Source organism: Archangium violaceum (assembly GCF_016887565.1).
Classification (GTDB): Bacteria; Myxococcota; Myxococcia; order Myxococcales; family Myxococcaceae; genus Archangium; species Archangium violaceum_B.
Map to the genome: position 1 here is coordinate 8,542,844 of NZ_CP069396.1, position 25,269 is coordinate 8,568,112.

At 69.6% G+C, this 25,269-nt stretch carries 26 protein-coding genes; 6 read left to right on the forward strand and 20 right to left on the reverse strand.

Annotated elements, in window-relative coordinates:
• Positions 1-20: 20 nt before the first annotated feature.
• The gene (locus JRI60_RS33925) at positions 21-782 is read left to right on the forward strand and encodes a NuoI/complex I 23 kDa subunit family protein (protein ID WP_204220070.1); all 762 of its coding nucleotides are present in this window, start codon (positions 21-23) and stop codon (positions 780-782) included.
• A 158-nt stretch (positions 783-940) separates the two neighbouring features.
• Entirely contained in the window at positions 941-1,300 is a 360-nt protein-coding gene (locus JRI60_RS33930) for a (2Fe-2S) ferredoxin domain-containing protein (protein ID WP_204220071.1), read from the forward strand.
• A gap of 93 nt (positions 1,301-1,393) precedes the next feature.
• Here JRI60_RS33930 and JRI60_RS33935 read toward each other — a convergent pair whose 3' ends face one another.
• Positions 1,394-3,967, reverse strand: coding sequence for an adenylate/guanylate cyclase domain-containing protein (locus tag JRI60_RS33935; RefSeq protein ID WP_204220072.1), 2,574 nt, complete (start codon positions 3,965-3,967; stop codon positions 1,394-1,396).
• 94 nt (positions 3,968-4,061) lie between these two features.
• On the opposite strand from JRI60_RS33935, the gene JRI60_RS33940 reads away from it, so the two are divergent.
• A complete protein-coding gene (locus JRI60_RS33940; protein ID WP_204220073.1) occupies positions 4,062-4,940 on the forward strand; it encodes a hypothetical protein in 879 nt (292 codons plus the stop codon).
• 3 nt (positions 4,941-4,943) lie between these two features.
• Here the strand turns inward: JRI60_RS33940 and JRI60_RS33945 are convergent, their stop codons facing one another.
• The 8 genes from JRI60_RS33945 to JRI60_RS33980 form a co-directional block, all read right to left on the reverse strand.
• Positions 4,944-6,200, reverse strand: coding sequence for a hypothetical protein (locus JRI60_RS33945; RefSeq protein WP_343213352.1), 1,257 nt, complete (start codon positions 6,198-6,200; stop codon positions 4,944-4,946).
• Positions 6,201-6,320: 120 nt separating this feature from the next.
• Positions 6,321-6,596 carry a YtxH domain-containing protein gene (locus JRI60_RS33950; RefSeq protein WP_204220074.1) on the reverse strand — a complete coding sequence of 92 codons (276 nt, stop codon included), beginning with the start codon at positions 6,594-6,596 and terminating at the stop codon, positions 6,321-6,323.
• Between the two features lie 40 nt (positions 6,597-6,636).
• Entirely contained in the window at positions 6,637-7,077 is a 441-nt protein-coding gene (locus tag JRI60_RS33955) for a hypothetical protein (protein WP_204220075.1), read from the reverse strand.
• A gap of 37 nt (positions 7,078-7,114) precedes the next feature.
• Positions 7,115-7,315: a hypothetical protein gene (locus tag JRI60_RS33960; protein ID WP_204220076.1), complete on the reverse strand. Its 201-nt coding sequence runs from the start codon at positions 7,313-7,315 to the stop codon at positions 7,115-7,117.
• Positions 7,316-7,364: 49 nt separating this feature from the next.
• Entirely contained in the window at positions 7,365-7,586 is a 222-nt protein-coding gene (locus tag JRI60_RS33965; RefSeq protein ID WP_204220077.1) for a DUF3618 domain-containing protein, read from the reverse strand.
• Positions 7,576-8,043 carry a phage holin family protein gene (locus JRI60_RS33970; protein WP_430384332.1) on the reverse strand — a complete coding sequence of 156 codons (468 nt, stop codon included), beginning with the start codon at positions 8,041-8,043 and terminating at the stop codon, positions 7,576-7,578. The genes JRI60_RS33965 and JRI60_RS33970 overlap by 11 nt, the downstream gene beginning before the upstream one ends.
• Positions 8,044-8,151: 108 nt before the next feature.
• A complete protein-coding gene (locus JRI60_RS33975; protein ID WP_204220078.1) occupies positions 8,152-8,916 on the reverse strand; it encodes an endonuclease/exonuclease/phosphatase family protein in 765 nt (254 codons plus the stop codon).
• Positions 8,917-8,924: 8 nt separating this feature from the next.
• Positions 8,925-9,386 carry a hypothetical protein gene (locus JRI60_RS33980; protein ID WP_204220079.1) on the reverse strand — a complete coding sequence of 154 codons (462 nt, stop codon included), beginning with the start codon at positions 9,384-9,386 and terminating at the stop codon, positions 8,925-8,927.
• Positions 9,387-9,623: 237 nt separating this feature from the next.
• Here JRI60_RS33980 and JRI60_RS33985 point away from each other — a divergent pair, with 237 nt between their 5' ends.
• Positions 9,624-10,523, forward strand: a complete 900-nt coding sequence (locus JRI60_RS33985; protein WP_239470872.1) for a M23 family metallopeptidase — start codon at positions 9,624-9,626, stop codon at positions 10,521-10,523.
• A gap of 3 nt (positions 10,524-10,526) precedes the next feature.
• Here JRI60_RS33985 and JRI60_RS33990 read toward each other — a convergent pair whose 3' ends face one another.
• From JRI60_RS33990 to JRI60_RS34020, 7 genes are all read right to left on the reverse strand, one after another.
• On the reverse strand, positions 10,527-11,420 hold the full coding sequence (locus JRI60_RS33990) for a 3-keto-5-aminohexanoate cleavage protein (protein ID WP_204220081.1): 894 nt from the start codon (positions 11,418-11,420) through the stop codon (positions 10,527-10,529).
• A gap of 28 nt (positions 11,421-11,448) precedes the next feature.
• Positions 11,449-12,237: an enoyl-CoA hydratase/isomerase family protein gene (locus JRI60_RS33995; protein WP_204220082.1), complete on the reverse strand. Its 789-nt coding sequence runs from the start codon at positions 12,235-12,237 to the stop codon at positions 11,449-11,451.
• The gene (locus JRI60_RS34000; RefSeq protein WP_204220083.1) at positions 12,180-12,893 is read right to left on the reverse strand and encodes a TetR/AcrR family transcriptional regulator; all 714 of its coding nucleotides are present in this window, start codon (positions 12,891-12,893) and stop codon (positions 12,180-12,182) included. Before JRI60_RS34000 ends, JRI60_RS33995 begins: the two co-directional genes overlap by 58 nt.
• 94 nt (positions 12,894-12,987) lie before the next feature.
• Positions 12,988-14,538 (reverse strand): Ig-like domain-containing protein, encoded by a 1,551-nt coding sequence (locus tag JRI60_RS34005; RefSeq protein WP_204220084.1) that lies wholly within the window; start codon positions 14,536-14,538, stop codon positions 12,988-12,990.
• A gap of 131 nt (positions 14,539-14,669) precedes the next feature.
• On the reverse strand, positions 14,670-15,020 hold the full coding sequence (locus tag JRI60_RS34010) for a helix-turn-helix domain-containing protein (RefSeq protein ID WP_204220085.1): 351 nt from the start codon (positions 15,018-15,020) through the stop codon (positions 14,670-14,672).
• Positions 15,021-15,092: 72 nt separating this feature from the next.
• A complete protein-coding gene (locus JRI60_RS34015) occupies positions 15,093-17,645 on the reverse strand; it encodes an LPS-assembly protein LptD (protein ID WP_204220086.1) in 2,553 nt (850 codons plus the stop codon).
• Between the two features lie 43 nt (positions 17,646-17,688).
• Entirely contained in the window at positions 17,689-19,071 is a 1,383-nt protein-coding gene (locus tag JRI60_RS34020) for an AMIN domain-containing protein (RefSeq protein WP_239469864.1), read from the reverse strand.
• Between the two features lie 333 nt (positions 19,072-19,404).
• On the opposite strand from JRI60_RS34020, the gene sitA5 reads away from it, so the two are divergent.
• Both sitA5 and JRI60_RS34030 read left to right on the forward strand, forming a co-directional pair.
• Positions 19,405-20,697 carry a SitA5 family polymorphic toxin gene (gene sitA5 / locus JRI60_RS34025; protein WP_204220087.1) on the forward strand — a complete coding sequence of 431 codons (1,293 nt, stop codon included), beginning with the start codon at positions 19,405-19,407 and terminating at the stop codon, positions 20,695-20,697.
• A 1-nt stretch (position 20,698) separates the two neighbouring features.
• Complete coding sequence (locus JRI60_RS34030) at positions 20,699-20,926, forward strand: hypothetical protein (protein ID WP_204220088.1); 228 nt, start codon at positions 20,699-20,701, stop codon at positions 20,924-20,926.
• Positions 20,927-20,963: 37 nt separating this feature from the next.
• On the opposite strand, the gene JRI60_RS34035 is transcribed toward JRI60_RS34030, so the two are convergent.
• From JRI60_RS34035 to JRI60_RS34050, 4 genes are all read right to left on the reverse strand, one after another.
• Positions 20,964-22,241 carry an alpha/beta fold hydrolase gene (locus JRI60_RS34035; protein WP_204220089.1) on the reverse strand — a complete coding sequence of 426 codons (1,278 nt, stop codon included), beginning with the start codon at positions 22,239-22,241 and terminating at the stop codon, positions 20,964-20,966.
• Positions 22,242-22,250: 9 nt separating this feature from the next.
• A complete protein-coding gene (locus tag JRI60_RS34040) occupies positions 22,251-23,555 on the reverse strand; it encodes a bifunctional folylpolyglutamate synthase/dihydrofolate synthase (protein ID WP_204220090.1) in 1,305 nt (434 codons plus the stop codon).
• A 9-nt stretch (positions 23,556-23,564) separates the two neighbouring features.
• The gene (accD, locus tag JRI60_RS34045; protein ID WP_204220091.1) at positions 23,565-24,410 is read right to left on the reverse strand and encodes an acetyl-CoA carboxylase, carboxyltransferase subunit beta; all 846 of its coding nucleotides are present in this window, start codon (positions 24,408-24,410) and stop codon (positions 23,565-23,567) included.
• Between the two features lie 103 nt (positions 24,411-24,513).
• Entirely contained in the window at positions 24,514-25,269 is a 756-nt protein-coding gene (locus tag JRI60_RS34050; protein WP_204220092.1) for an MBL fold metallo-hydrolase, read from the reverse strand.

The following is a 25,269-nucleotide window of genomic DNA, read 5'->3' on the forward strand; positions in this document are numbered from 1 at the left end:
CGAGCTGAGAGAAAGACACCATGGCTTACAAGGCAACCCAGGATCCCCGCACCGACATCCGCGAGCGGTCCTACCTGCCCGAGCTGATCCGCGGTCTGGCCATCACCACCCGGCACTTCCTGCGCAACCTCTTCGGGACGCGGGAGGTGGGCACCCCGTTCGAGGATCGCAAGAGCACCAGCCTCATCACCACGGTGCAGTACCCCGAGGAGAAGATGCCGTACCCCGACGGGTACCGCGGTCTCCACCGGCTGGTACCGCGCGACGACGGCAAGCCGCGCTGCGTGGCGTGCTACATGTGCGCCACCATCTGCCCGGCCCAGTGCATCTACATCGAGGCCGGTGAGTACGAGACGGACTCGGCCGACGCGAGCTCGCGGGTCATCGAGAAGTACCCGACCCAGTTCGTCATCGACGAGCTGCGCTGCATCGTGTGCGGCCTGTGCGTGGACGCGTGCCCCAAGGACGCCATCCGCATGGACACGTACACGCACACTCCGGCGGAGTACAACCGGCAGGGCTTCGTCTACGACATCCCCAAGCTGCTCAAGGGCCCGGCCGTCTCCCACCCGTCCGACCCCTGGAACAAGCGCACGGGCTCGGAGCGTCCGGAGCACACGCACAAGGAGGCCCACACCCGCATCGGCGAGGGCCACGAGGAGCACCACGCCCACGCGCAGCTCCCCGCGGGCCACCACGGCCACGGCGAGCACGCCCCCTCGGGCAGCCGCACCGTCGTCTCCAACGACGGCCCGGTGCCCGTGACGAAGTTCCTCAAGTAGCACGCCCGGCGGCTCCCGCCGGCTCCCGGCCCGCCCTCCCCGCTCCTCGCGGTGGACGGCGGGCCGGTGTCGTTTCGGGGGGCGTGCGAGGGAGCGTGGACTCTGGAGTGATGCGGCCCTTTCCAGCACCTCGCGAAGTCCCGTAGGGTGGGCGGTGCATGAAGCGCTACCGCCTCTCCGTGTGCAAGGGCTCGAGCTGCAAGGCCGGCGGCTCCGATACCGTGGCCGCGGCCGCTCGCGACGAGCTGTCCACACGGCGTCTGCAGGCGCGCTGCGAGCTGTACCGCGGTGGTTGCTACGGCTTCTGTCACATGGGGCCCAACGTCGTCATCCGCGAGGAGACGGGGCGCAAGCGAGATCCACTCTCCCCCGAGGACTACCAGCTCATGGGCTGGGAGGGCGAGGCGTACTACTCGCACATGACGCCGGAGAAGATGCGGCGCGTGGTGGCCGAGCACATCGAGCAGGACAAGCCCGTCGTCGAGCTCTTCGGCCACCCGGACGAAGCCGACGACTGAGCTCCACACGGAGCCCGCCTCCCGGGCGCGCTCCGCGCGAACTGGTCTGACTGTCAGACCAGTTGGCGAAAAGCGCGCCCGGCGGGTCCTCCCTCAGTTGCCCTCGAGCGCGAACACGCCGTCCCAGTCCTCCGGCGGCGCCGCCTGGGCGAACTTGCGGCAGCGCTCGGCGTACAGGCCCGCCACCGAGTCCTGGAACTCCTCCACGCCTCGCGTGAAGAGCGCCAGCGCCTCGTCGAAGCGCCGCTGGTGGTACGCGATGAGCGCCTGCTCGTAGAGCGCGAGCCTCTCCTGCCCCTGTGGGTTGATCTCCCCCTTGCGACCCACCAGCTCGTGGATGCGGAGCGGCTCGGCGCGGCCCTTCATGCGCAGCCGGTCCACCTCGCGGAAGACGTAGGCGTCCTGCGCCAGCCGCGCCACCGCGTCCCCCACCAGCACGAAGGAGCCGTATTCGCGATTGAGGCTCTCCAGGAACATGGAGAGCTTCACGGACCCGCCCATGACGGAGTACCGGGCCTCGAGGTCGCTTCCCATGCCGCCCACCAGCACCTCGCCGCTGTCGATGCCGATGCGGCACCGCAGCGAGTGGCCATACGTCTTCTCCCAATACGCCTGGCGCTCCTGCAGCACCGCGTTCACCTTCAGCGCGGCCTCGCAGGCGTGGTGCGCGTGACGATCCGTGCGCACCGGCGCGCCCCAGAAGGCCATCACCGCGTCGCCGATGTACTTGTCCACCTGGCCGTGCGTGGAGCGCACCACGTCCGTCATCTCCGTCAGGTAGTCGTTGAGCAGTTGGATGATCCGCTCGGGCGGCAGCTGCCCCGACAGGCGCGAGAAGCCGTCCAGGTCGCAGAAGAAGACCGTCACCTCACGGCGCTCGGGCCGCGTCAGCACCCGCAGGTCGCGCGTGACGAACCGCGCCACCTCGGGGCTGACGTACCGGCCGAGCACGCCGGTGATGAAGTGGCGCAGCTGCCGCTCGGTGCGCGAGGACTGGACGATGGTGAAGGCGAAGGTGAGCGCCATGGCCAGCAGCGGGGCCGCCATCGCCACCCAGAGCAGCCGGGTGACGAACACGTACCAGGCCACCCCGGCGTAGAGCAGCCCCACCGCGCCCATGGCGAACAGGTACACCAGCACGTCGCCAAAGGAGCGTAGGCCCCGGTTGAAGGTGAGCGCGACGAAGGCGCCAATGAGCGCCAGCCCCAGCGTCAGGAAGAGATCCACCTTCGGCGTGGCGCGGGTGATGCCCTCGGACTGCAACAGGTTCACCAGCGACTGGGCGAGCACGGCCCCCGAGGGCGTGCGCTCGCCGATGGGCGTGTGCTGGAAGTTCATCCCCTGGCGCGAGGTGTCGGTGAAGACGATGAGCCGCCCCTCGATGTCGTGCACCGCCCGGGGTGGCACGCCCTCACGCACCGCGAAGAGGTTGAGCAGCACGTTCCACGCGGGCAGCGCCCGGGACACCGAACCGCGTGAGCCCCGCCCCACCTCGGCCGCGTCCCAGCGCACCAGGCTGTAGCCGGACTCGTCGATGGGAATGGAGAACCGGTCCCCCACGTGCAGCCGGCCGTCCGCGTAGCGGAGCTGGCGCGTGTTCGCCAGGCGCATCGCCGCCACCAGCGGCATCGAGGGCAACACGTGCCGGGCCCCCTCGCGCGAACGGTAGCTCACCAGGTGCGGCACGGCCCGCACCACCCCGTCCGGATCCGCCGGCAGGGTGATGGAACCGTAGAGGCTCGCCGTGCCCAGCAGCGGCGCCACGGGATGCTCCAGCTGGCGCACCTCCGGCAGCAGCGAGGTGTCCAGCCCCTCCACCTGGACCTCCGCCAGGGACACGAAGAGCTCGAGCGGACCCACACGGAACGTGTCATCCGTGGCCCTCCGCTCCTGCACCTTCGGCGGCTCGCGGAGGCCCTGCGCCAGGACCACCCGCTGGCCCTCCTGCTCGCTGGCCACTCCCGCCCATACCTCCACCGCGTTGCCCGCCGGGATGAGGAAGGCCGGCCGCTGATCCGCCAGCACCGACTGCACCCGGCCCCGTGCCTCGGCCGCGCCAGCGAAGGTGCCGAGCCGCACGCGGTACGGCCACAGCCGGCTGCCCGCGGGAATCTCCCGGCCCGGAGACCACGCGAAGGCCAGCACCGACTTCTCCGGGTTGCGGTCCAGCAGCTTGCGGAAGGCGCGATCGTCGTCCAGTCCCTCCAGCCCGGGCGTGCCCTGCGCCAGGCAGGCGCGCGGGCTGAGCTCGGTGAAGGGGAAGTCGAGCATCACCAGCTCGGCGCCCTCGTCGAGGAGTCGGTTGGACAGGCCACCGAGGATCTCCCGGGGCCACGGGTTGGAGGCGATGCCGGGGTGCTGGTCCTGGCGGGCCTCGGCGAGCGTCTCGTCATCGAGCGCCACCACCACCACGCGGTCCGAGCGCGAGGAGCGCGCGCCCAGCGAGCGGACGCGCCAGTCGTACGTGCCGTGCTCCCAGGACTGCACCCAGGCCGAGGGGCGGGCGAGCAGCGCGAGGGGCGTGGCCTCCTCGGCGAGTTGCGAGCGGGGAACCCGGTAATAGACGAGCACCCCGAGAATGGCGCCGAAGAGCGTGGCCTGCAGGAGCGAGATGCCGAGCCGCTGCAGGAAGCGGAGACCGGCCGAGTAGATGGGAAGGCTTCGCACGGGAGCGGCCACCATAGCGCGATCCGCCCACGCGCCCAGCCCTCCCCGCGCCCTGCTATGCTCGTCCGCAGGGCCGACCTTCTGGAATGGTGCAATGAAACGCCTCGTCTTGTCCGCTGCCGCGACTGCTCTCCTGCTCTCCCCCCTTGCCTGCGACCTGGGCAAGACGGGCAATCAAATCCTCGCCGAGAACGTGATGGTGGGGACCCTCTTCTCCACGCCGGACGTGAACGTGTCGGCGGCCGCCATGGCCGGATACGACGCCGGCACGCTGCCCGACGGCGGCATCCCCGAAGGTGAGCGCATCACCATCCCCGGCCAGACGGCCGCCTTCGTCTTCTTCGGCTCGCGCAGCAGCGAGCAGGGCACCCCGCAGCCCCTGGCCAACGCCACCGTCCGGCTCGAGCCCCAGAACGGCAGTCCGCTGAGCCTCGAAAACAAGGGCGCGGGCACCTACGGCCAGACGAGTGACTTCCTCGGAGATGGCGGCATCAAGTACCAGTCCGGTGCCACCTACCGCTTCGTCGCCACGCAAGGCGGCAGCTCGTACGTGGGCGTGGTGGAGGAAGCGCCGGCCCTGGAGCGCATCGCGAGGCTCCACCCGCCCGAGGGCTTCGTCTCGCACACGGCCAACCAGGGGCTCTCGTTGCAGCGGCCGGCGGTGGCCGGCAACCAGGTGCGCACGCTGGGCTTCGTCACCGTCGTCCCCCTGGGCACCAATGGCGAGAAGGGCGAGCCCACCTACACCAACGCTCCGAAGGAGCCGCTGGACTTCCTCGAGATCGTGCTGTCCCCCGTGGAGTGGCAGAAGGAGACCATCGTCATCCCGGGCAGCGCCTTCCCCAAGCCGGGCAGCAACTACCTCGTCGTCTTCCAGACGGTGAAGACCGGCGGCCCCGAGTCCGAGAACCTCTTCGTCGGCAGCGCGCTGCTGGTGGGCACCGCCGACCTCGGCATGGTGCACACGAAGTAGCGCTCACCCCGCCTCCACCTCGAGCTCGAGCCTGCCCTCGAGCTTGAGGCGCAGCAGGTGCCCCGCGAAGCGCTCGGACTCCTCGCGGGTGAGGACGTTGCGGAAACCCGGGCCCTCGGCCACCTCCACCTCCAGCACCGGCCCACGCTGGAGGAGGCGGAAGAAGTCCTCGCCCCCCTCGGGGCGCGGCACGAAGATGGGCAGGAAGCCCTTCACGGGCAGCACCTCTCCCGGTGCTCGTACCCGGGCCATCAGGTCCGAAGCCTCCGGGCGCACCTCGCCCGGCGCGACGCCCTCCTCCGCGTACAGCGGCGCCGGTGGCAGCGACACGTCCTCCGTCGAGTCGTCGAAGAGGAAGCCGTGGCGCGAGGCGAGCCGGCCGGCGAAGAGGAACAGCAGCAGCACCGGCTCATCGCCCCCCACGCGCTCCAGGTGGAGGATGGCGCGCGTGGCGCCCACCTTGCGCAGCAGCAACCGGAGGCGGGGAGGCGCCGCGGCCAGGTAGCGCCGCACCCTGTCCTGGAGCGTGGCGCGGATCTCCCCGAAGGCGGCCTGGTACCGGGCCTCGCTCTCGGCCTCGTCCTTCGCGAGCGCCTCGCGCGCCCGCGCCAGCTTCTCCTCGGCCTGGCGCAGGAAGTCCCGCATGGGCCCCTGCTCGGAGACGAGCGCCGGCTCCCCTCCTGGTGCCGGCCCCTCCGAGGCCCCTCGCTCCTGGCTCGCCGCCCGCACCGCCCCCACCAGGAAGGAGCCCTGCTGCTCCAACCGCCCGCGCTCCTCCCGGAAGCGCAGCCGCGCCGCGCCGTGCGCCAGCCGCAGCTCGAGCCACGCGTCGTAGCCCACCTCCAGTGTCTCCACGCTCCGCACCCGGGCCAGGGCCCCACGCGTCACGGACTCCGCGGCGGCACCGGGCGAAGCTGGCTCCGCCGGGGGCACCTCCGTCCGAGACCTCGCGGGCCCGGGACGCTCCAGCGCGCCCTCCTTCGTGGCGGTCCCCACCGCGGGAGTGTCGCGCGGAGTGTCCCGGCGCAGCAGCGCGGGGACCCGCCAGGGAGGCGCCACGGTGGCAAGCTCTCGCGGTGCCTCGCGCTCCACCCGCCTCGAGGGACCGGGCGACTCCTCCACGGCGGGCACCTCCTTCGGGGTGTCGCGCCGGGCACGCCCCCGGGCCGGCGGCTCCGCCTTCGCGTCCGCACCGGGAGAGCCCTTCCGCGTCGTCCGGCCGCCGCCACGGGCCGGCTTGCGCTCCTTCCTCGACGTCACGCCACGCGCTCCTGCATGAGCGGGAGTCTACCGCCCCGAAAGTCGAAGGGGCGACCCGGAGTGACCGGATCGCCCCCACGAAGGCCGCCCGGGGAAGCCCGGACGGAGGGAATCAGACGCTCAGGCGCCGCGAGACGCGGGCTCGGAGCGCGGCTGGCCGTTGGCGTTGGACAGGGAGTCCTGGCCGTTCTGGAGCCGGCTGCGCAGGTCATCGCGCAGCTGGGCACCGGGCTTGGGCGCCATCAGCAGGCCGAGGCCCGCGCCCACCAGCAGGCCCACGGAGAAGGCTCCGAGCGCGGGCAGCATCCAGTCCGTCGGCCCCTTCTTGGTCTCCAAGCCGATCAGATCGAGCACGTCGTCCTTGTCCATCTTCTTCAGGTCGTTGATGCTGAACATCGCGGGCGCTCCATGTGAGACGTTTGGGAGGGAGAGTCAATCACACCTGGGGACCGCGCGGACCATTGGAACCACCCGCGGAGCCGCCCTCGGAGCCCGTCATGCCGGACATGCCTCGGGCCCCCACCTCGACACCGCGCATCGCCGCCTCGGCCATGCCGAGGAGCTCGTCCTTGACGAGGGGCAGCGCGGCCAGCCGCATCCCCAGGCGGATGACGCGCCCGGTGGTGCGGGTGAAGAGCCCGCCGCCGAGCACGTAGCCCACGCCGAAGGCCGCGGCCAGCATCAGGTACGGGTTGCGCTCCACGCGGCCCTTGAGGTCCATCGTGTCGCGCAGGTCCGTCACCGCGCCGCGGGCATCGTCCCACAGTTGCTGCGCGTCCGAGCCGATCCGGTCCACCCGCTGGCCGAAGCCGCCCTGATCCTGATCGCCCTGTGTCTGGCCGGTGCCATTGCCCGGATTGCTCTGGAAGGTCGCCATATCGGTACTCCGAATCTTCGAGAAAACGGTGACGTGCTCAGCGGCGGGACGCGATGCGCCCGACGATGAATCCCACGGCCACGGCCCCCAGCAGACAGGTGCCCGGATTGGCGCGGATGAAGCTCACCACGCGCGTGTTGAGATCCTCCAGGTTGCGCCGCGCCTCATCCAACTGCGGCACCACGTTCTCCTGGAACTGCCGGGCCTTGTCCTGCAGGTGCTGCGGATTGACGTCCATGGAAGCCATCCTCTTTCGGGGTTGAAGGGTGGAACGAAGGTGTGGCGTCTCAGCGCCTTTGGCTATTGCCGATGAGGAATCCGATGAAGAAAGCCGCCCCCACGCACGCCAGGGGCCGGCTGCGCACCCACTCGCGCCAGTCCGCGCGCCGCGCCACCTCCTCGCGCAGCTCGCTGACGGAGTGGACGAGCTCGGCGCGGGTGCGTGCGATCTCCGCGCGGATCTGCTCGGACGTCGGGGGCGAGGACCTCGCCTTGCCGTCAGCGGCCATTGGAGGACTCCTGGGGAAGCGCCACGGGCTGGGGCTGAGGAGCCGGAGCCTGGGCGAGCGCCGCCACGCTGCGGTTGAGCTCCTCGGTGGTGTTGTCCATGAGCCGGAAGGACTTGAGCCGCGTGGCGGCCCGGGCGATCCCCAGCCCACCTCCCACGAGGTTGGCCACCCCCACCAGCGCGAGCGCTCCGGTCCAGCCGAGCCACCGCGCCAGGAGGGCGGACAGCGCCCCGCAGACGAAGAAGTAGCCCACCAACACGAAGGGCACGAAGGCGGCGATGCGCGCCACGTCCGAGCCCATCAGGCGCGCGTCATCCATCAACTCCACGCGCGCCAGTGTCAGGTGCTGCGTCACCAGTTTGCTGAAAACATCCGTCAGCCGTCCGACGAGCACGCTCAATCCGCGCTCCGTCTGTTCGGTGCCCAAGCCCATCTGCTCCCCGGCCGTCGCTCTCATTCGGAGGCCCCAACGTAGGTCCCCCCCGTTCTCCGCGACAACCCCGTCGCGCAGACATATGTCCAGCGTTCGTCAGCTTCGGCCCTCCGACGCGCTGGAGGGCCCAGCCTAGCCGATGAGCTCGACGGGTGCCGAGCGGGGCATGTGCCCTTCCAGCGGGGCCTCCAGCCGCAGCACCAGCGGCAGGTGGTCCGAGGCCACCTCGGAGAGCGGGGTGCGGTGGGCGTGGAGATCCAACGGCCTCACGCCCGCGTCCACGTAGATGCGGTCCAGCCGCAGCACCGGGAAGCGGGAGTGGTAGGTGCGCACCGGGCTGCCCAGCTCCAGCGCCGCGTCGTGGATGGCCTGGCGCACCAGGCCGGGCACCGCGCCGGGGCCCCAATAGTTGAAATCTCCACAGACGACCACGGGATCATTCCGCACGGCATCCCGGAGGATGTCGGAGGACAACAGCAGCGCCTCCTGGCGCCGGCGCTCGCGCATGCTCAGTCCCAGGTGCAGGCAGAAGACGTGGATCTGCCGGCCATTGCCCAGGTCCAGGTCGCAGCGCAGCGCGCCCCGGGGCTCACGGCGGCCCACGCTCAGGTCGTAGTTCTTCGACTTGAGGATGGGCAGCCGGGAGAGGATGGCGTTGCCGTAGCGTCGGCCGTTGCGCACCACGTTGGGGCCGAAGGCCATGTGCAGCCCGAGCAGATCCGCCAGGTGCTCGGGCTGGTCCTCGCGCGACGTCACCCCCCGGTAGTCCCCCACCTCCTGGAGGGCGATGATGTCCGCGTTGATCTCACGCAGCACCTGGCCCACGCGGTGGAGGTCGAAGCGACCATCCGTCCCGACGCCACTGTGGATGTTGTAGGAGACGAGCGTCAGCTCCACGGCCCTGGCTATCCCTGAACGAGACGGATGCGCTGCGCGGCCAGCCGGACCGCTTCCATGGGAAGGGACAGGAGCCGCCCCGTGGCCTTGGTGGCGTCCTGGATGCCCGACTGGAGGGCGCGGAACTGGCGCAGCGCCTCATCCAGCACGTCCCGGAGCGCATTGCGCGCGACCAGCGGCTCCGCGGCCGCCGGCAGCGCGCCGATGGGCTGGCCCCGGTTGGTCGCGGTGGGCACCACCGGCGCGTTGGGCGACAGCCCCGCCAGCGCCTCGAGCTGCGCGTTCATGGCCCGCACCTGGAACATCTCCTCCGTCTCCGCGTGGTTCCGGCCGTAGTGGATGCCCTCCTTGTCGAAGCGGCGATCCACGGCGCGCCGCTCGGAGAGCTGCTTGCCCCGGCGTCGCAGGCCTCGGCTCGAGGTCGTGGTCTTCGGTACGTTGAAGTGTTCGAAACGGAAGGAACGCGGCATCCGACTATCTCCCCCTCGGAAAACGGATGCGCGGAAGCTAAGAAGCCACGCGAGCACAGTGAACGCTGGGGCTCACGGGGGCCTGCCCGTCCGCCCGCCCCTCGACTGGCGAGGCATGCGCCCCTTCCCCCTCCGAGGGTCGGCGCTGACAGCCACGCGGCGGACACTCGGGGGGTTGTCGCTGTCGGCATTCGTTGACGCTCCCCCCGCCCGCACGCATATCTCGCCCCCGTGCATATCCCCACGCTCCGGAGGCTTCCCTTCCTCCTGCTGTTCCTCGGCCTGTCCGCCCTCGCGTCCGAGGGGCGGCCCCTCCTCTCCCTCCAGCCTGGAACGGCCCGGCCAGGAGACCCGGTGCTCGTCACCGTGCGCGGCCTGAACGAGGCCCCCACTGGCACGCTGGGAGAGCGCCCGCTGCGCTTCTACCCGGTGGGTGACGGTTTCCAGGCCGTCACGGGCCTCCCGGTGGAACAGACGCCGGGACAGGTGGCGGTGAAGGTGACGGTGCCGACCACCGGGAGCGCCGCCCCCGTGGAGCTCTCGGGCACGCTGAAGGTGGTGGCGCCGGGCTGGCCCGCGCGCACGCTGAAGGTGGCCAGCAAGTTCGTGAAGCCGCCGCCAGAGGTGCAGACGCGCATGGAGCAGGACAAGGCCGCCTTCGCCGCCGCCTTCGCCCAGGGCTTCGTCCCCCCCGCCTTCGGAGAGAACTTCGCCTGGCCGCGCCAGGGCCGCGTCACCGCGCCCTACGGCGACCTGCGCACCTTCAATGGCAAGAAGCAGAGCCAGCACTTCGGCACCGACGTGGACGGGGCCGTGGGCACACCCATCTACGCGGCCAACGCGGGCACGGTGGTGATGAAGCGGGACAACTACGCCTCGGGCAATACGGTGCTCGTGTACCACGGGGCCGGCCTCTACACGGCCTACTTCCACCTCTCCGCCTTCGAGGTGAAGGAGGGCCAGCGCGTGGAACGTGGCCAGCTCCTGGGCAAGGTGGGCAACACCGGCCGCGTCACCGGCCCCCACCTCCACTGGGGCGTGAAGGTGGATGACCTCTGGGTGGACGGCGAGACGCTGCTGAAGCTCGACTTCGGCACCGCCCCGGCCCCCGCCGTCACCCAGCGCGACAAGGAGTAGGCCTCACCACGCCTTGCCGATGCCGAGCGCGGCCCGGGCCTCGTCCGGGCTCATCGGCTCGCGGCCGATGTCTCGCGCCAGCCGCACCGCCTTCTCCACCAGCGGCCCGTTGCCCTTGGCCATCTCCTTGCCGGCCGGGTCCAGGTAGAAGTTGTCCTCCAGGCCCACGCGGATGTTGCCGCCGAGCACCAGCGCCGCGGCCACCAGCTTCCACTGCACCCGGGAGATGCCGATGACCTCCCAGGTGTCCTCGGGGCCCACCTGCCGCGCCATGGCCAGCAGGTTCTCCGCCGTGGGCGCCACGCCGCCCAGCACCCCGAGGATGAAGCTGTACTGCTGCGGGCCCTTCAGCGCCCCCATCTGCAAGAGCGGCTGCGCGTTGTGGACGTGGCCCAGGTCGAAGCACTCCAGCTCCGGCTTCACCCCACCCTCACGCATGGCCTCGGTGGCCAGCAGGATGTCCGAGAAGGGGTTGGGGAACACGAAGTCGAAGACGAAGCCCTTCCGCTTCTCCGAATACTTCGCGTAGTTCATCGACCCCATGTTGAGCGCGGCCATCTCCGGCTTCGTCTTCCACACGTAGGCCAGGCGCTCCTTCTTCTCCTCCTCGGACTCCACCCCCATGTTGAAGCCACCGGTGGAGAAGTTGACGATGATGGGCGAGCGCTTGCGCACCTCTTCCTTGATCTGCCCGTAGATGTCCGCGCTCCACGTCTGCTCGCCCGAGTCGGGCTCACGCCCGTGGATGTGCACCACCGCGGCGCCGGCCTCGTAGGCACGGCGGGCCTCCTCGGCGATCTCCACCGGGGAGTACGGCAGGTACGGGCATTGATCCCTCTTGGCCAGCACGCCCGTCAGCGCGCAGGTGACGACGACCTTGTCCTTCGACAGCGGCATGGGGCACCTCCTCGGGGACTTCGGGAACTCAGCGGTCGTTCCACTTCGGTGGACGCTTCTCGATGAACGCGGTGACACCCTCGGCGGCGTCCTCGGCCAGCACGTTGAGCGACAGCTGGGAGGCCAGGTACTCGATCGCGGCCGGCAGGGGCAGGTCCTCGGCGGTGAAGAAGGCCCGGCGTCCGAGGGCCAGTACCGCCTGGCTCTTGCCCGCGAGCTTCCCCGCCAGCCCGCCCACCGTCGCGTCCAGCTCCGCCGCGGGCACCACGCGGTTGAGCAGCCCCAGCGCGAGCGCCTCACGGGCCGGCATGCGCTCGCCCGTCAGCACCATCTCCAGCGCCCGCTTGCGGCCCACGTGCCGCTGCAGCAGCGCCATCATCATCATGGGGAAGAGCCCCACGTCGATCTCCGGCGTGCCCAGCTCGGCGTGCTCGGCGGCCACGGCCAGGTCACACGCGAGCACCAGTCCCAGCCCACCCGCGAGCGCGTGCCCGTTGACGCGCGCCACGGTGGGCTTGCGGATGTCCTGGAGCCGCAGGAGCAGCTGGCCATAGACGCGGCGCCCCTCGTGCGTGGAGAGGAAACCGCCCTCCCCGCCCATCTGCCCGAGGTCTCCCCCGGCGCAGAACACCTTCTCCCCCGCGCCAGTGAGCACCACCACGCGCGCCGCGGGGTCCGCCTCGGCGCGTTCCAATCCGGCCAGCAGCCCTCGCAACACCTCCGGCGAGAGCGCGTTGCGCGCCTTCGGCCGGTCGATGGTCAGGAGCGCTTGCCCGCCTTCGGCCTGGTACCGGACGACGACCTCTCCTGCTTCCATGACACCTCCGCGGAAGTGGCGGCGCCGGGAAGCACGCCGTGAAGGAAGGATTCGGCGATCTGCACCTTGGCGCGCTCCAACGCCTCGGGACTGCGGTCCTCCATCAGCCCCGACACGAAGGCGGTGAGGCCCAGCTCGATGGAGCCCACGAGGAGGGAGGCGCAGAGCATCGGGTCGAGATCCGCGCGCAGCTCGCCAGTGGCCTGGGCGCTGCGGAACATGTCCGCGGCCATGCGGATGGTGTCGAGGAAGGCCTGCTGCCTGCTGACGATCTGCGTCCCCGCGGGGCTGCGGGCGACCTCCAGGATGAGCACCTTCACCGCGCGGGGATCCACCCGGTAGGCCTCGAAGGCCACGTCCGCGATGCCGCGCACCTTCTGCTCGAGCGAGGAACCCTCGCCCTCGACCACCGTGCGCAGGCGCGAGATGAAACCGCTCCACCCCGTCTCGACGACGGTCTCGAGCAGCTCGTCCTTGTTCTTGAAGTAGTGGTAGACGAGCCCGTAGGCCACGCCCGCCTCGCGCGCCACGTCCGCGATGCGGCACCCGTGGTACCCCTTGCGCGCGAACACGTCGATCGCCGCTCGCAGGATGGTGCGGCGGCGCTCGCCCTCCCGGCTCCCTGCCTCCTCCGTCTTACTCTGCCGCTGACTCACGCGGTGTCTCTCCCCGGCCGGTTGATTCGCCAATCAGCCGGGGAGGACGCTACGGATGGAGGGAGCCGGGGTCAATGCCCTTGAACGCTACTTCTCACTCCTTGAAGACACCTTCCACCGTGGGCGCCTGGACGACGGCCTTGTAGCCCTCCACCGGCGAGGCGGTGAAGACGCAGGGCGCGGACACCGAGTAGCGGACCTGGTCCGCCGGGTAGGTGGGCGTGCTGGTGCTGGTGGGGTCGCGCGCGTCGGAGATGGCGTACTGCATGAGCGTGTAGGCCGGGTAGGTGAAGGCCATGCCACCGGTCAGCTTGGTGACGGTCACGGGCCCGACGGCGCCCGCCTCGCACCCGTCACCGTCCTCGTTCCGGGCCAGGCTGTTGAACCAGGGGTCCGCCAGCAGGAACGAGGCGGTGAACGAGTAGAACTTCACGGGCATGTTCTGGATATACCGGACCGGGGTGCCAGTGGCGGGCGGGAAGAGCTGGCGGACCACGCCCCTGGGGTTGCGGGCCGAGACGTCGCGGTCCAGCTCGTGCGGCCAGCCCGTCCAGAGGATGCGCTCCTGGACCCAGATGAGGGTGATCGGATCGTACCTGCCGTTCTTGCCGTCCCAGACGCCGTTGCCGTTGGCGTCGACGAAGCGCTCCTTGGCGTCCCACGTGCCGTTGTCGTTGTTGTCGACGAAGGGCTCGGTGAGGTCGACGAAGGGCTCGACCTCGTCACGCACGCCGTTGTTGTTGAGGTCGTCGAAGGCCTCCTCACCCGTGGTGACGGCGATCATGCTGACCAGGTTGTCGCGGGGGTTGTTCTCCTTGCCCGGACGGATGGGATCCGGCCGGCGCGGCTCCTGGAGGGAGGGCTCCAGGTTGTAGTTGGCGATGGGATTCTCCGTCCACGCGAACGGGTGCATCCACAGCGGCGCGAGGTACTCGCCGGTATGGGTGAGGTCGTTGAGCGGAGTCCAGGTGAAGGTACCCGGGGGCACGTCGTCGGGCAGCGGCAGCGAGGTCTTGTAGAGGACCTTGGCGTTGCCCACCACGTCCGTCACGCTGCTGGCGCTGGGGCCGATGGTGCCGGCCTCGGTGAGGAAGGACACCTGCGCCCCGGCGATGCCGTCGCCGTTGCGATCCGCCACGTGGGCGATGCAGTCCACCTTCACGCCAGCGATGAGATGACGCGTCTCGTCGTAGGCGCCGATCGCATGGACACCACCCGAGCCGGCGCCCGAGACGGAGCCGCACTGGAAGGTGAACTGGCGGGAGGTGGAGGTGGAGCCCGCGAAGGTGACCGCGGGGCTGAGCGCCGTCTTGTCATCCACCCGGGCGACGACGACCACGGAGGACACACGGCCGCCCTTGGCCACCACCTGGGTGGAGGCGATGCCGTTGTCCACGTCGGTCGTGGCCTCGGGAGGATTGAGCTCGACACCCGAGACGGGTGCCTGCACCTCGAAGGCGATCCGAACGCCGGCCTGCGGCTGACCGCGCGTGTCGATCGCCCGGAAGCGCAGCGTGGTGATTTCCCCGAGCCGCGGCTGGAGTGGAGACTGGTCCACGAACTCCAGCGTGGCGGGGGTCGGGGCTTGGCACGCCGCGAGCAACCCGCTCGCGATCGCCACATACACGGCGAGACCCAGACGCATCTGAGATGACTCCTTGAAGAGGAAGAGCGCCGCGCGCCTTTGACGCACAGCCAACACTTCCCATCTTCCCGGTCTCAGATGCGTCCCGTCAAGGACGGCAGCCGATCAGCAGGCTGGGGTCAGGCCTGATTTCAGGCCGCGGAACCGCTGAACATGGCACGAGCCACGCCCAGCAGGCGCTCCACGTCCCGGGCCGTCAGGCCCCTCGCCCGAGCGAAGTCCGACAACGGCCGCAGCAAGTCCTCCGTCTGCGCCGGTGTCTCCTCCGTTCCAGCGAAGAGCTCGCCCAGGCTCACGCCCAGGGCGTTGGCCAGGGCGGCAAGGGTTTCCACATGTGCAACACGCTCGCCCCGCTCGATCATCGACAGGAAGGAGACGCTGATCTGCGCACGCTCCGCGAGCTCCTCCTGTGTCCAACGCTCAGGGCGTTGGGTGCGAAGTTCACGGATGCGCTGTCCAATACGTTTGCCGAGTTCCGACACGAAAGACCTCGTCCTCCTCAGGGGGGGATACAGTCAGGGAGTGAAAGAACCACGCACACGCGCCCGGGATTCCTAACCCCCGGTTCCAAACGTCCCGACTCCGGTGATGGTGAGGTTGGCACCAAAGTCGGGAAACGTTTGCCCCCTTGCGAGCCTGGCTACCCCCTCGATTCGCCAACAGTTGCACGCGGGGCCATACGACACCGCGAACCACTGCTGGCTGAGGGGAGACTCGTTGCGTGCTTGTGGTTGCACGATGGCCTCGTATCTTATCCCAAGACCAAAGCCGAGCGACACTTGTGTCCCCGCTGTGAGGAACTGTGCCCGCTGGGCGCTCGAGAGAGCGGGCCCTACCAGGGCATCCAGGCTCCGGCGCAGGCGATCCGAGCCCACGCCCATCAGGTCGTCGTAGCGGGCGAAGATGGACCCCTGGGGAACGGAGACCTGGAAGTCGGCGCTGAGCTGGGCGATCTCCCGAGTATTGGGGTCGTACCGGATGACCCCGCCGCCGCTGAAGGCGCCCAGGCTGGCCGTCAGCCGGCCGAAGGTGTCGCGGACCGTCTTGTCGTCATCCAGCGCGACGCCCTGACCCAGGGTGGGCATATGACGCGACAGGTCAAACCCCTGCCCCAGGGTCAGGCGGAGGAGCTCGCTCCGGGCGCCGCTCGCCTGGCGTGCGCCGAGCGTCTGGTGCAGCTCCACCACCGCATGGAGGAAGCGGCGCGCCACGCCGGGCGGGGTGACGGGCAGGGCCGCGTCGACCTCGTCGTAGACCTGACCCGGACGTTCCGGCGAAGCACCGGGCGGGGGAAGACCGCCCCAGACGAGGGGCACGTAACGGAGCCGCACCGAGGGCACCAGGGAGTGCCGCAGGGTGCTGCCGCGGAACTGGAAGGTGCGCGCCAGCTCGGAGTCCACCACCAGGTCCAGCATGGGGTAGCCCCGCTGCGCCGCCCGTCCGGAGACCTCGCCCAGATAGAAGTCCTGGCGCAACGAGAGCGCGGGAGACAGCCGCGCATAGGGGCCCAGCGCGAAGGAGGAGGACAGGCGGGGAAGCAGGTCCACCCGGTCCCTGGCCTCGCGATCCGAGGCGTCGAAGAGGCCGTTGCCCTGGGCCGGGTCGGGATCCCTCTGGGTGCCGCTGGGGTTGGTGACGACCAGGAGCCGATCCGGGTCATGGCGTCCGTCCTCTCCCTCGTCGCCGAAGCGGGACAGCAGCGGGGACAGGCGGGTGAACTCCATCTTCATGCCGCCCACGAGCCGGCCGAACAGGGGCCGCTCGGGCAGGGCCCAGGTGAGGTTGGGGAGGCGCTGGAAGGTGCGGGGCGCGGGGGTGAGCTCCTTGTCGAGCACCGCCCCGGCGGGAGCCGTGTTGCTCCCCAGCAGGCCGTAGCCCCAGCGGATGTCCTGGCGGAGGCCCACCTCCAGACCGGCCCAGTGGTCCTCGCCCCGGTGGTAGAGGACACCCGTGCTGCGCAGGTACTGGTTCTCACGGGCGATGATGTCGGCGGTGATGTCGCGCGTGTAGAAGCCGTCGGAGACCACGAAGGCGTCGATGCGGTCGTGGAATCCACCGCCCAGGTCCTGCCGGTGCTGCAGGGAGGCCTCGCCTCGCAGCCCGCGACGCTCGCGGATGAGGCTGCGATCCTCGCCCAGGAAGAAGTCGCCCGTGACCGGGTTGCGCACGGGGTGGAAGTCGTAGAGCAGGCCCAGGGTGGCGCGCCCCTCGGTGCCCGCGGACGGCATGTAGCGGAACTCCGTGAGCAGGCGAGGCCCGCGGATGCCATTCCTGCCCGGCTCGGGTCGGGTGAAGGACTCCCCGTCGAGGGTCCGGGTGACGTCCTTCTCCGCCCTCCCCAGGTAGTAGGCCGGCGTGAGGGTGAGGTCGTAGCTGCGCCCGAGCGTGATGAACACCGGCTGCTCGAAGGAGACACCATTGAGGCCGGAGAACGAGGGCCGGGGGATGAGCAGACCGGAGCGGCGCTCGGCCAGGGGCAGGTACAGCCAGGGCAGCGCGAACACCGGCACCGAGTGCACATACACCACCGGCCATGTGAGCGTGGCGTGCTCGCCCAGCGCCACCTCGGCGCTGCTGGCCTCGAGGCGCCAGGAGGGCGTGCCCGCCTCGCACAGGCACGGAGCGAAGGCGAGCCCGTCCACCTCGAAGGAGTTCTGCCCGGTGCGCTTGATGCGCGTGCCGCTCATCAGCACGGGTGTCTCTCCCAGGTTGCGCAGCTCCTGGGGCGTCCGTGCCTGGAACAGGGCCTCCGGGGAGACGCCCCGCTTCTGCATGAAGAGGCCGCCCTTCACGTTGGCCTCCTGCGACTCCACGTCCACCGTCACCTCGTCGGCCACCGCGGCCATCAGGCCGTTGACGAGCATGACGCTGCCCCTGGCGACGGCGACCTGATTGACCTGGTCGTAGGAGAGCTCGTCCGCGCGCAGGAGCAGCTCACCGGAGCGCAGCACGGTGTGGCCACGCGCGGTGAGGACCTGGCGCTCCGGCTCGTACAGGACGTAGTCGGCGGCCAGCTCCGCGGTCTCCCCCGTGGGGAGTTGGAGTTGGGTGGACAGGGGTAGCTGTGCCGACACCAGCAGCACGGCCACCGGCAACAGGAAGCTCATGACCCTCTCGACGCGGGTGGGGCGTCGCGCTCCCTATATCAGCTCAGCGGCGGGCCGGGCGCTGGAACTCGATGGAGACCTCGTTGCCGTCCTGGCGCGTCTGGTACGACACCTGCTCCTTGAGCTTGATGGCCACGCGCACCGTGCGCGAGGGCCCCGCGTCCGCGTCCACCGAGGCCACCGCCGTGTCGAAGAAGGAGGTATCCAGCGACCGGGTGTTGTTGGACTCGGAGATGCCGGTGTTCTCCAGCTCCAGCACCACCTGCTTGTTGCCCTCGGTGACGGTGTAGCGGACGGGCTCGTTGGTGCGCACGAAGACGCGCGAGGCCGTGGGCTCCTGCTTGAAGCCCACCAGCATCATCGTCTTGCGGCGCGAGGACACACCGGCCCCATCCCCCTGCTCCGGAGCCCGGCGCGGCGTCTCGGCCTGGGCGAGGCGGGACTGGCGGGCCTCCTCCTGCTGACGCTTGCGCTCCTCGGAGGCGGCGCGGGCCTCGTCCTGCTGGCGTGCACGCGACTCGGCGGCGAGGCGCTTCTTCTCCTCGGCCGCGGCCTGGGCGGCCGCCTCCCGGCGGGCCTTCTCCTCGGCGGCGAGGCGCTTCTTCTCCTCGGCCGACGCGGCGGCGGCGACCTGGGCCTCGGCCTGCTGGCGCTTCTTCTCCTCGGCGGCGGCACGGGCCTCGTCCTCGCGGCGCTGCTTCTCGGCGGCGGCGGCGGCCTCCTTCGCCGCGCGATCCTGCTGGAGGCGCTGCTGCTCGGCCTGCTGGGCGGCGAGCCGCGCGGACTCCTCCTGAGCCTTGCGGTCGGCCTCCGCGCGAGCCTGGGCCTGACGCTGGGCCTCGGCGGCGGCCTGAGCTTCGGCCGCGGCCTGGGCCGCCGCGCGCTCCTGCTGCTTCTGGTCCGCCTGGGCTGCCGCCGTGGCCTCCGCCGCCGCGCGCTCCTGCTGCTTCTGGTCCGCCTGCGCCGCCACGGCCGCCTGCTCCGCGGTGCCGCCGGGCGTCGTCGCCGTTCCCGTGCCCGTCCCCGCCGGAGCGGCGGGCCTGGCGGCCACGGCCGCCCCACCACCGCCCACCACGTTCACCACCAGCGAGTTGCCGGTGGCCTGGATGTCCGTCTCCACCTCCCGCTCGTAGCCGATGAGCACGCGGGCGATGGCCGATTCATCCGAGCCGTAGCTGGCCGTGCGAACGCCGGTGATGGTGCCATTGCCAACGGGGAGGTCCTCCTTGACGCCGGAGAAGACGGCCTCGGAGATGTCGATGACGAGGCGCGGCGGGTCCGTCATGGTGAAGGTGGTGAAGTTGGGTTTCTTCGTCCCAACGATCTCCACCGTCCCGCCCCTCACGCTCACGCTCGTGATGGTGTTGAGATTGCCCTGGGCCTGGGCCTGCCCCTCTTGCGCCAGCACCAGGACCGGAACCAGCACGCAGGCAAGCAACGCAAACACACTGGCCTTCATCGGCGACTTCCCTCTGGACGGACGCATTGCGTCTCGAAGCTAGCACGGTGTGCTCGGGCTCCAACTTTCCAGCGTTTCCGCTGCGCACGGCTGTTGAGGCGCTGAAATGGCCTCCCCCCGCCACCGCTCAGCACGCGACATATGACCCGGCGCACACCACCCCTGGATGAACACGAAGCAGGTCACTTGTAGTCATCTACAAGTGAAGACATTGAAATCTTACATATTAGATATGCTAAACTTGTAGATGACTACAAGTGAGGGGTCAGGCAGCCTCATTTCGACTCGAGAGGAATCCTCATGAGGCTGAGCTGGACGGCCGTGCTGCTGCTTCTTCTCCTCACCGGCTGCTCAACCCGCCGTGCCGTGCGCCTGGACACGGGACAGGACCCGCCCCTCCTCCACATCCCCCACGGCGGCGGGATGTTCGTGAGGCTGCGCGAGGACGAGTTCAAGGAGGCACTGGCCAAGGTGGCCCGGGACGTGAGGCCTTCGCCTCGACCCCTGCGGCACGCGCGGGAGTTGATGTTCGAGTCCTGGCAACAGGTGGTGTACCTGGAGTGGACGGGACGGCGGCTGGTGCCCGATTCCCCGGAAGAGCCAAGGCTTCGGCTGACGCGGGAGCAGGACGAACTGACGCGCGGCTATGGACGCTGGTGCGAACACAGGCATCCGCGGCGAGACTGCCTCTCGCTGCTGAAGGACACTGCCACGCTCGACGCGGATGGGCGGTACACGCTGGCGATGGCCATCGCCACGGACGCGGTGTGGAGCGAGGCGAAGCAGTCCTTCGCGGACATGGCGGACCCGGAATCGGTGCGAGCGGCGATCACTTCCGCGCTCGCCATGTACATGATGCTCTGGATTCTACCGGAGCCCGCGTCGAAGAGCGTGGCCGCGCTCCTGACAGCGGGGCTCATCGCGTACCTCGGCCTCGACACGGTGTGGGGTCTCATTGGTGGCTGGATGAGGCTGGTGGAGGAGGTGGACCGGGCCACGACCTTCGAGGAGTTGCGGGAGGCGGGCGAGCGGTACGGGAAGGTGATGGGAAGGCACGCGGCACGGGCCTTCGTACTGCTGGCGACAGCGGCCATTGGCAACACGGCGGGACTGGCGACGAAGGGGCCGGGGCTACCTGGCTACTCGCGAGCGGCGGTGCTGGCGGAGACGCAAGGCGGCTTCCGGCTGGCGGCGCTGGAAGAGGTGCGGTCCGTGGCCATATCCGCCGAGGGTGTCTTCACCATCACCCTGGCACCGAACGCGGTCGCCATGGCGGCCCGGGGCGGCAACTCGCCCCAAGGGATGCTTCCCATCGAGGAGAACCGAGCCAGGCACATCTTCAGAAACGAACCTGGGCATCTCCCCGACACTCCCGAGAATCGTAAATTGCTTCAAGACCTGGCTGCCGACAAGTCAGCGCGGCTAGGTACCGACAGGTTTGGCAACGTATGGTCGGCGCGAATCAACCCCGATGGAACGCAGACCTGGGTACAGGTACGCCATGGCGAAATCATCAACGGCGGACTGAATCAGAGTCCACGAAACTTCGACCCCAACACAGGACTCTCCTCCCCAACGAAACCTGGAGGTTGACATGGAAGACACGCTCACGCTCAGGGAGGCCTACGCAGCCATGTACGCCTACCTCGAGAGGCTCTATGAGGTGACCGGCTCCGACGAATTGGGCGGGCTGCTGGGTGGCATGTCTCTGTTGGGTGATGGGACGACCGCGGATCCAGCCGCATGGGATGACTGGATGAAGGCTGTCCGAAAAGCCCGAACGGGAGCAGTGGACATGGACCTTCATTTGAAGAAGGACTGAACGGGCCTGAAGCAGCCCCTCCCCACTCCGCGGTCACTCACCTCAACCGGGGCAACGCGGGCACGCGATTGCGGTGGGTGCGCGCGTATTCGATGAGGTTCTTGATGTCGTAGCAGATCTGCCGGATGTCGTGCCCCATCGTCAGCTCGATGTGGCTGTTGCCCTTCACCGGCCGCCACAGCAGGTACTCGCTCTGGGCCGAGTGGTACACGCTCCGGGTGGACTCCACGGACGCCAGCGGATCCATGTCCCCGAAGATGATGGCCATGGGGATGTGAATCTTCGAGAAGCCCCGCTTGAAGTCGAACCCGGTGCGGTAGCAGACCATCTCCCCGCGGCGGATCCACCGGGCGAACTGCTCCACCACCTTGCGCGGCTCGCGCTCCCCTCCCTCGCGCAGCAGCCAGCGCACGTCCTGGGCACTGACGCGGGCGGGGTTGCTCAGCCGGTTGATGCGGGTGGCGAGCCGGTTGAAGAGCGGGTGGTCCTCGGCGCGGGCGAGCTGCTTCTCGGCGAACTTCAGCCAGTCATCCACCGGGATGTAGTGGAACTGCCGTTGCCGAGGCCCTTCCTTGGGCTCCAACCACCGGGCCAGTCCCTCGTTGAGAACGGCGGCGCCCTTGGCGAGCAGCATCCGCCCCGTGTGCCCCACCTTCTCCTCCAGGTTGAGGCCCGCGATCGCCAGGTCGATGGCCGACCCCAGCGCCGGAGTCCACAGCGCCAGCATCCGCAGCAGCATGATGCCCCGGCCCAGATCCGCCGGAGAGCCGATGGTGATGAGGCCCTCGAAGTCGTCGTGGATGCCGGCGTAGCCGTAGCCGAGCATCCCGCCCATGGAGTGGCCACAGTAGAAGATGCGCTCGCGCCGGGTGATGCGCTTCACCCCCGACACCGCGGCCGGCAGGTCGTAGAGGAAGTAGCTGTCGATGTCCCAGCCGTAGTCCAGGTCCGGCGGCAGGGGTCGGCGGAAGCGCGCGCAGCGCTCCTTCTGGAACTCGATGGAGCTCTTGCCGTGTCCGCGCAGCTCCAGGATGTGGATGTCCACCCCGAAGAAGAGCAGGTTCTTGACGAACTGGCCGCTGGTCCAGGCATGCCGGTTCTGGGAGAAGCCATGCACCAGCAGCAGGGGCTCGCCGAACAGGGGCTGCGCGAAGGGCTGCTTCACCGGCCTATAACGCGTGATGACCAGCGACCAACCATCGGCCGTCTCCACCACGTACTTCGTCTTCTGGTAGAGCGAGCGGAAGTCGAGCTCATCGACCGTCGGTGTATGAGGACCCGTCGGGGTCGCCGCTCTCCAGTCCGGCAAACGCATGCCTTGAATCTACGGACTGTGATGCAATGCGCCAAGGTTTCCACCGAGCCTGGCACGTACGGAACCCACCAGGAACAGTGAACCGGTGCACAGGATGACGTCACCCGGAGCCGCTCGCCCGCGAGCTCCAGCCATTGCACCGTCTAATGACGGATACGCGTACACATCCGCACAGAAGGCCCGCGCCTCGTCGAGGTAGCGCTCCGGAGGCAGCGAGCGAGGGGTGTCGAGCGGTGTGAGGTGTACCGAGGTACAGCTTGGCAGGAGCGCGCGCAGCATCGGTCCGCGGTCCTTGTCGGCCACCACGCCGAAAACGCAGTGGACGCGACGCCCGGCGTAGAGCGAGCGCAGGCCAGCGAGCAGCACCTCGACGCCAGCGGGGTTGTGAGCGCCATCCAGCAGGACGGGGGGTTGGCCGCCGATCTCTTCCAGGCGCCCGGGCCAGCGAGCCCCGGCGAGCCCCATCCGCAGGGCCTCCGGAGAGACGGGCACTCCCCGCGTGGAGAGCAACCCCAGGGCGGCGAGCGCCACCGCCGCGTTCTGTCGCTGGTGCTCCCCGCGAAGCCCCAACGTGAGACCCTCCAGTGAGAGGCCCGGCCCCTCGTAGGCCAGGGCGCCGTCCGGACGGGCGACCAGGGAGAAGTCGCGGCCCTCGAGGAGCAACGCGGCCCCCACCTCCCCTGCCCTGCGCTCGATGGCGGCGAGGGCCTCGGGCTCCTGGCGGCTCACCACCACGGGCACGCCCGGCTTGAGGATGCCGGCCTTCTCCCCGGCGATGGCTCCCAGCGTGTTGCCCAGGTACTCCATGTGGTCGAACGACACCGGGGTGATGGCGGTGACGAGCGGCTGGCACGCGCTGGTGGCATCCAATCGCCCGCCCAGGCCCACCTCCACCACGGCCACGTCCACGGCCTCCTGGGCGAAGTGCCAGAAGGCCACCACGGTGCCGAACTCGAAGTACGTGAGCGAGGTGGCCGCGGCCGGGTGCCGCTCGAGCACCTCCAGGACGCGGCGGCCGAACACCTCGTCCGAGATCTCCACCCCGTCCACGCGGATGCGCTCGTTGACGCGCACCAGGTGGGGCGAGGTGTAGAGCCCCACCCGGTGGCCCGCGGCGTGGAGGGCCGCGGACGAGAAGGCGCAGGTGCTGCCCTTGCCGTTGGTGCCCGCCACGTGGAGCGCGGGATAGCGGCGCTCGGGACAGCCAAGCGCCTCCAGCGTCTCCTGGACGCGCTCGAGGCCGAGCTTGATGCTGGAGGGGCTCAGCCGGGAGAAGAACTCCAGGGCCTCCGCCGGCGTCCGGGGCAGCGTCATGGAGCGAGGCTACCCGAGCAGGCCGAGCACCTGTCCCAGCGCCGCGCGCAGCTCCTTGCGCGGCACGATGGCGTCGATCATCCCGTGCTCGACGAGGAACTCCGAGCGCTGGAAGCCCTCGGGGAGCTTCTGGCGGATGGTCTGCTCGATGACGCGCGGGCCGGCGAAGCCAATGAGGGCCTTGGGCTCGGCGAGGATGAAGTCCCCCAGCCAAGCGAACGAGGCCGCCACGCCGCCGGTGGTCGGGTGCAGCAGCACCGAGACGTACGGCTTGCCCACGTTGCGGAAGCGGGCGATGGCCGCGCTCGTCTTGGCCATCTGCATGAGGGAGAAGATGCCCTCCTGCATGCGCGCGCCGCCCGAGGCCGAGAAGACGATGGCCGGGCACTTGAGCTCGTAGGCGCGCTCGAACACGCGGGTGACCTTCTCACCCACCACCGAGCCCATGGAGCCGCCCATGAACTCGAAGACGAAGCAGCCGATGGACACCGGCTTGCCCTCGATGCGGCCCACGCCGGAGATGAAGGCGTCGTTCTCGCCGAGCGACTTGCGCGTGGAACGGAGCCGGTCCTTGTACTTCTTCGTGTCCGTGAAGGTGAGCGGGTCCTGCGGCTCCAGCTCCTTGTCGAACTCCTCGAAGCTGTCCGGATCCAACAGGGACGTCAGGCGGGCTCGCGCCGGCCAGGGCAGGTGGTGATCGCAGTGCGGGCAGACGTTGAGGTTCTTCTCCAACTCCTGCCGGTAGATGATCTCGTCGCAGTTCTCGCACTTGGCCCAGAGTCCCTGCATGCGGCTGGGGGCTTCGATGGGCTCGGGGGCGGTGGCGATACGGGGCTTCTTGGAGAACCAGGCCATGGAGCGGCCGGGTTAATCCCACTTGCCGGGGGCCGTCAACTCCCATCCGAGTCCCCGCCCCCGGGCACGACCGTCCAGGTCGTCCGTCCGGGCAACGGCCGGGCTAGAACTCGAAGGTGTCGCCCAGCTCCAGCACCTCCACCGGCATCTCCGCCAGCTCCTTCTTCAGGGGCTGAATGAAGGCCGGCTTGAGGTGGTAGATGAGCACGGCGCAGCCGTTGCGGTTGAACTTGGTCAGCTCGCTCCCCAGCGTGCGCGGGGTGAGGTGGCCGGACACGTCGGCCAGATGCTGCAGCGCGTTGGGGAAGCTCGTCTCCACCAGGAACGCCTTGAGGGTGGGCGTCTGGTTGAGCACCTTCCACAGCTTGTCGGTGGGGCCGGTGTCACCACTCATGCCCAGCGAGGTGCGGCCGCGCGTGATGATGAAGCCGCAGGACTCCACCGGGTGGTGCACGGGGATGGACTGCACCGTGTAGGGCCCCACCTGGAAGGTGCTGCCGGCCCGGAAGGGCTTGATGCGCAGCACCGGCTCCTTGCGCGTGGGGATGCGGGTGAAGTCCGGCCAGAGCGCGTTGTTGAACATGTTCTCGCGCAGGGCCCGGGCGCACTCGCGCGAGGCGTGGATGGTGAGCGGCTTGTCGCGCCGGCCGATGATCAGATCCGCCATCAGCGGCAGATCCTTCACATGGTCGAAGTGGCTGTGCCCGACGAGGATGTCGTCCACCTTGCACAGCTGCTCGAGCGTGAGGGAGCTCGTGAGCGCGCCCGCGTCGAGCGCGAGCACGTCGTCCACGAGGAAGCACGTGGTACGACACGAGGGCAACTCACCGCCATGGCAGCCGAGGACCTGGAGCTTCAC

Excerpts from the sequence above, each read along its gene's own strand:
- JRI60_RS33995 (WP_204220082.1), bottom strand. The coding sequence starts at position 12,237 with ATGGAAGCAGGAGAGGTCGTCGTCCGGTACCAGGCCGAAGGCGGGCAA.
- JRI60_RS33990 (WP_204220081.1), bottom strand. The coding sequence starts at position 11,420 with ATGCCGCTGTCGAAGGACAAGGTCGTCGTCACCTGCGCGCTGACGGGC.
- JRI60_RS34015 (WP_204220086.1), bottom strand. The coding sequence starts at position 17,645 with ATGAGCTTCCTGTTGCCGGTGGCCGTGCTGCTGGTGTCGGCACAGCTA.
- JRI60_RS33955 (WP_204220075.1), bottom strand. The coding sequence starts at position 7,077 with ATGGCGACCTTCCAGAGCAATCCGGGCAATGGCACCGGCCAGACACAG.
- JRI60_RS33965 (WP_204220077.1), bottom strand. The coding sequence starts at position 7,586 with ATGGCCGCTGACGGCAAGGCGAGGTCCTCGCCCCCGACGTCCGAGCAG.
- JRI60_RS33980 (WP_204220079.1), bottom strand. The coding sequence starts at position 9,386 with ATGCCGCGTTCCTTCCGTTTCGAACACTTCAACGTACCGAAGACCACG.
- JRI60_RS34030 (WP_204220088.1), top strand. The coding sequence starts at position 20,699 with ATGGAAGACACGCTCACGCTCAGGGAGGCCTACGCAGCCATGTACGCC.
- JRI60_RS33940 (WP_204220073.1), top strand. The coding sequence starts at position 4,062 with ATGAAACGCCTCGTCTTGTCCGCTGCCGCGACTGCTCTCCTGCTCTCC.
- sitA5 (WP_204220087.1), top strand. The coding sequence starts at position 19,405 with ATGAGGCTGAGCTGGACGGCCGTGCTGCTGCTTCTTCTCCTCACCGGC.
- JRI60_RS33970 (WP_430384332.1), bottom strand. The coding sequence starts at position 8,043 with ATGAGAGCGACGGCCGGGGAGCAGATGGGCTTGGGCACCGAACAGACG.
- JRI60_RS33930 (WP_204220071.1), top strand. The coding sequence starts at position 941 with ATGAAGCGCTACCGCCTCTCCGTGTGCAAGGGCTCGAGCTGCAAGGCC.
- JRI60_RS34035 (WP_204220089.1), bottom strand. The coding sequence starts at position 22,241 with ATGCGTTTGCCGGACTGGAGAGCGGCGACCCCGACGGGTCCTCATACA.
- JRI60_RS34005 (WP_204220084.1), bottom strand. The coding sequence starts at position 14,538 with ATGCGTCTGGGTCTCGCCGTGTATGTGGCGATCGCGAGCGGGTTGCTC.
- JRI60_RS34040 (WP_204220090.1), bottom strand. The coding sequence starts at position 23,555 with ATGACGCTGCCCCGGACGCCGGCGGAGGCCCTGGAGTTCTTCTCCCGG.
- JRI60_RS33960 (WP_204220076.1), bottom strand. The coding sequence starts at position 7,315 with ATGGACGTCAATCCGCAGCACCTGCAGGACAAGGCCCGGCAGTTCCAG.
- JRI60_RS33950 (WP_204220074.1), bottom strand. The coding sequence starts at position 6,596 with ATGTTCAGCATCAACGACCTGAAGAAGATGGACAAGGACGACGTGCTC.
- JRI60_RS33925 (WP_204220070.1), top strand. The coding sequence starts at position 21 with ATGGCTTACAAGGCAACCCAGGATCCCCGCACCGACATCCGCGAGCGG.
- accD (WP_204220091.1), bottom strand. The coding sequence starts at position 24,410 with ATGGCCTGGTTCTCCAAGAAGCCCCGTATCGCCACCGCCCCCGAGCCC.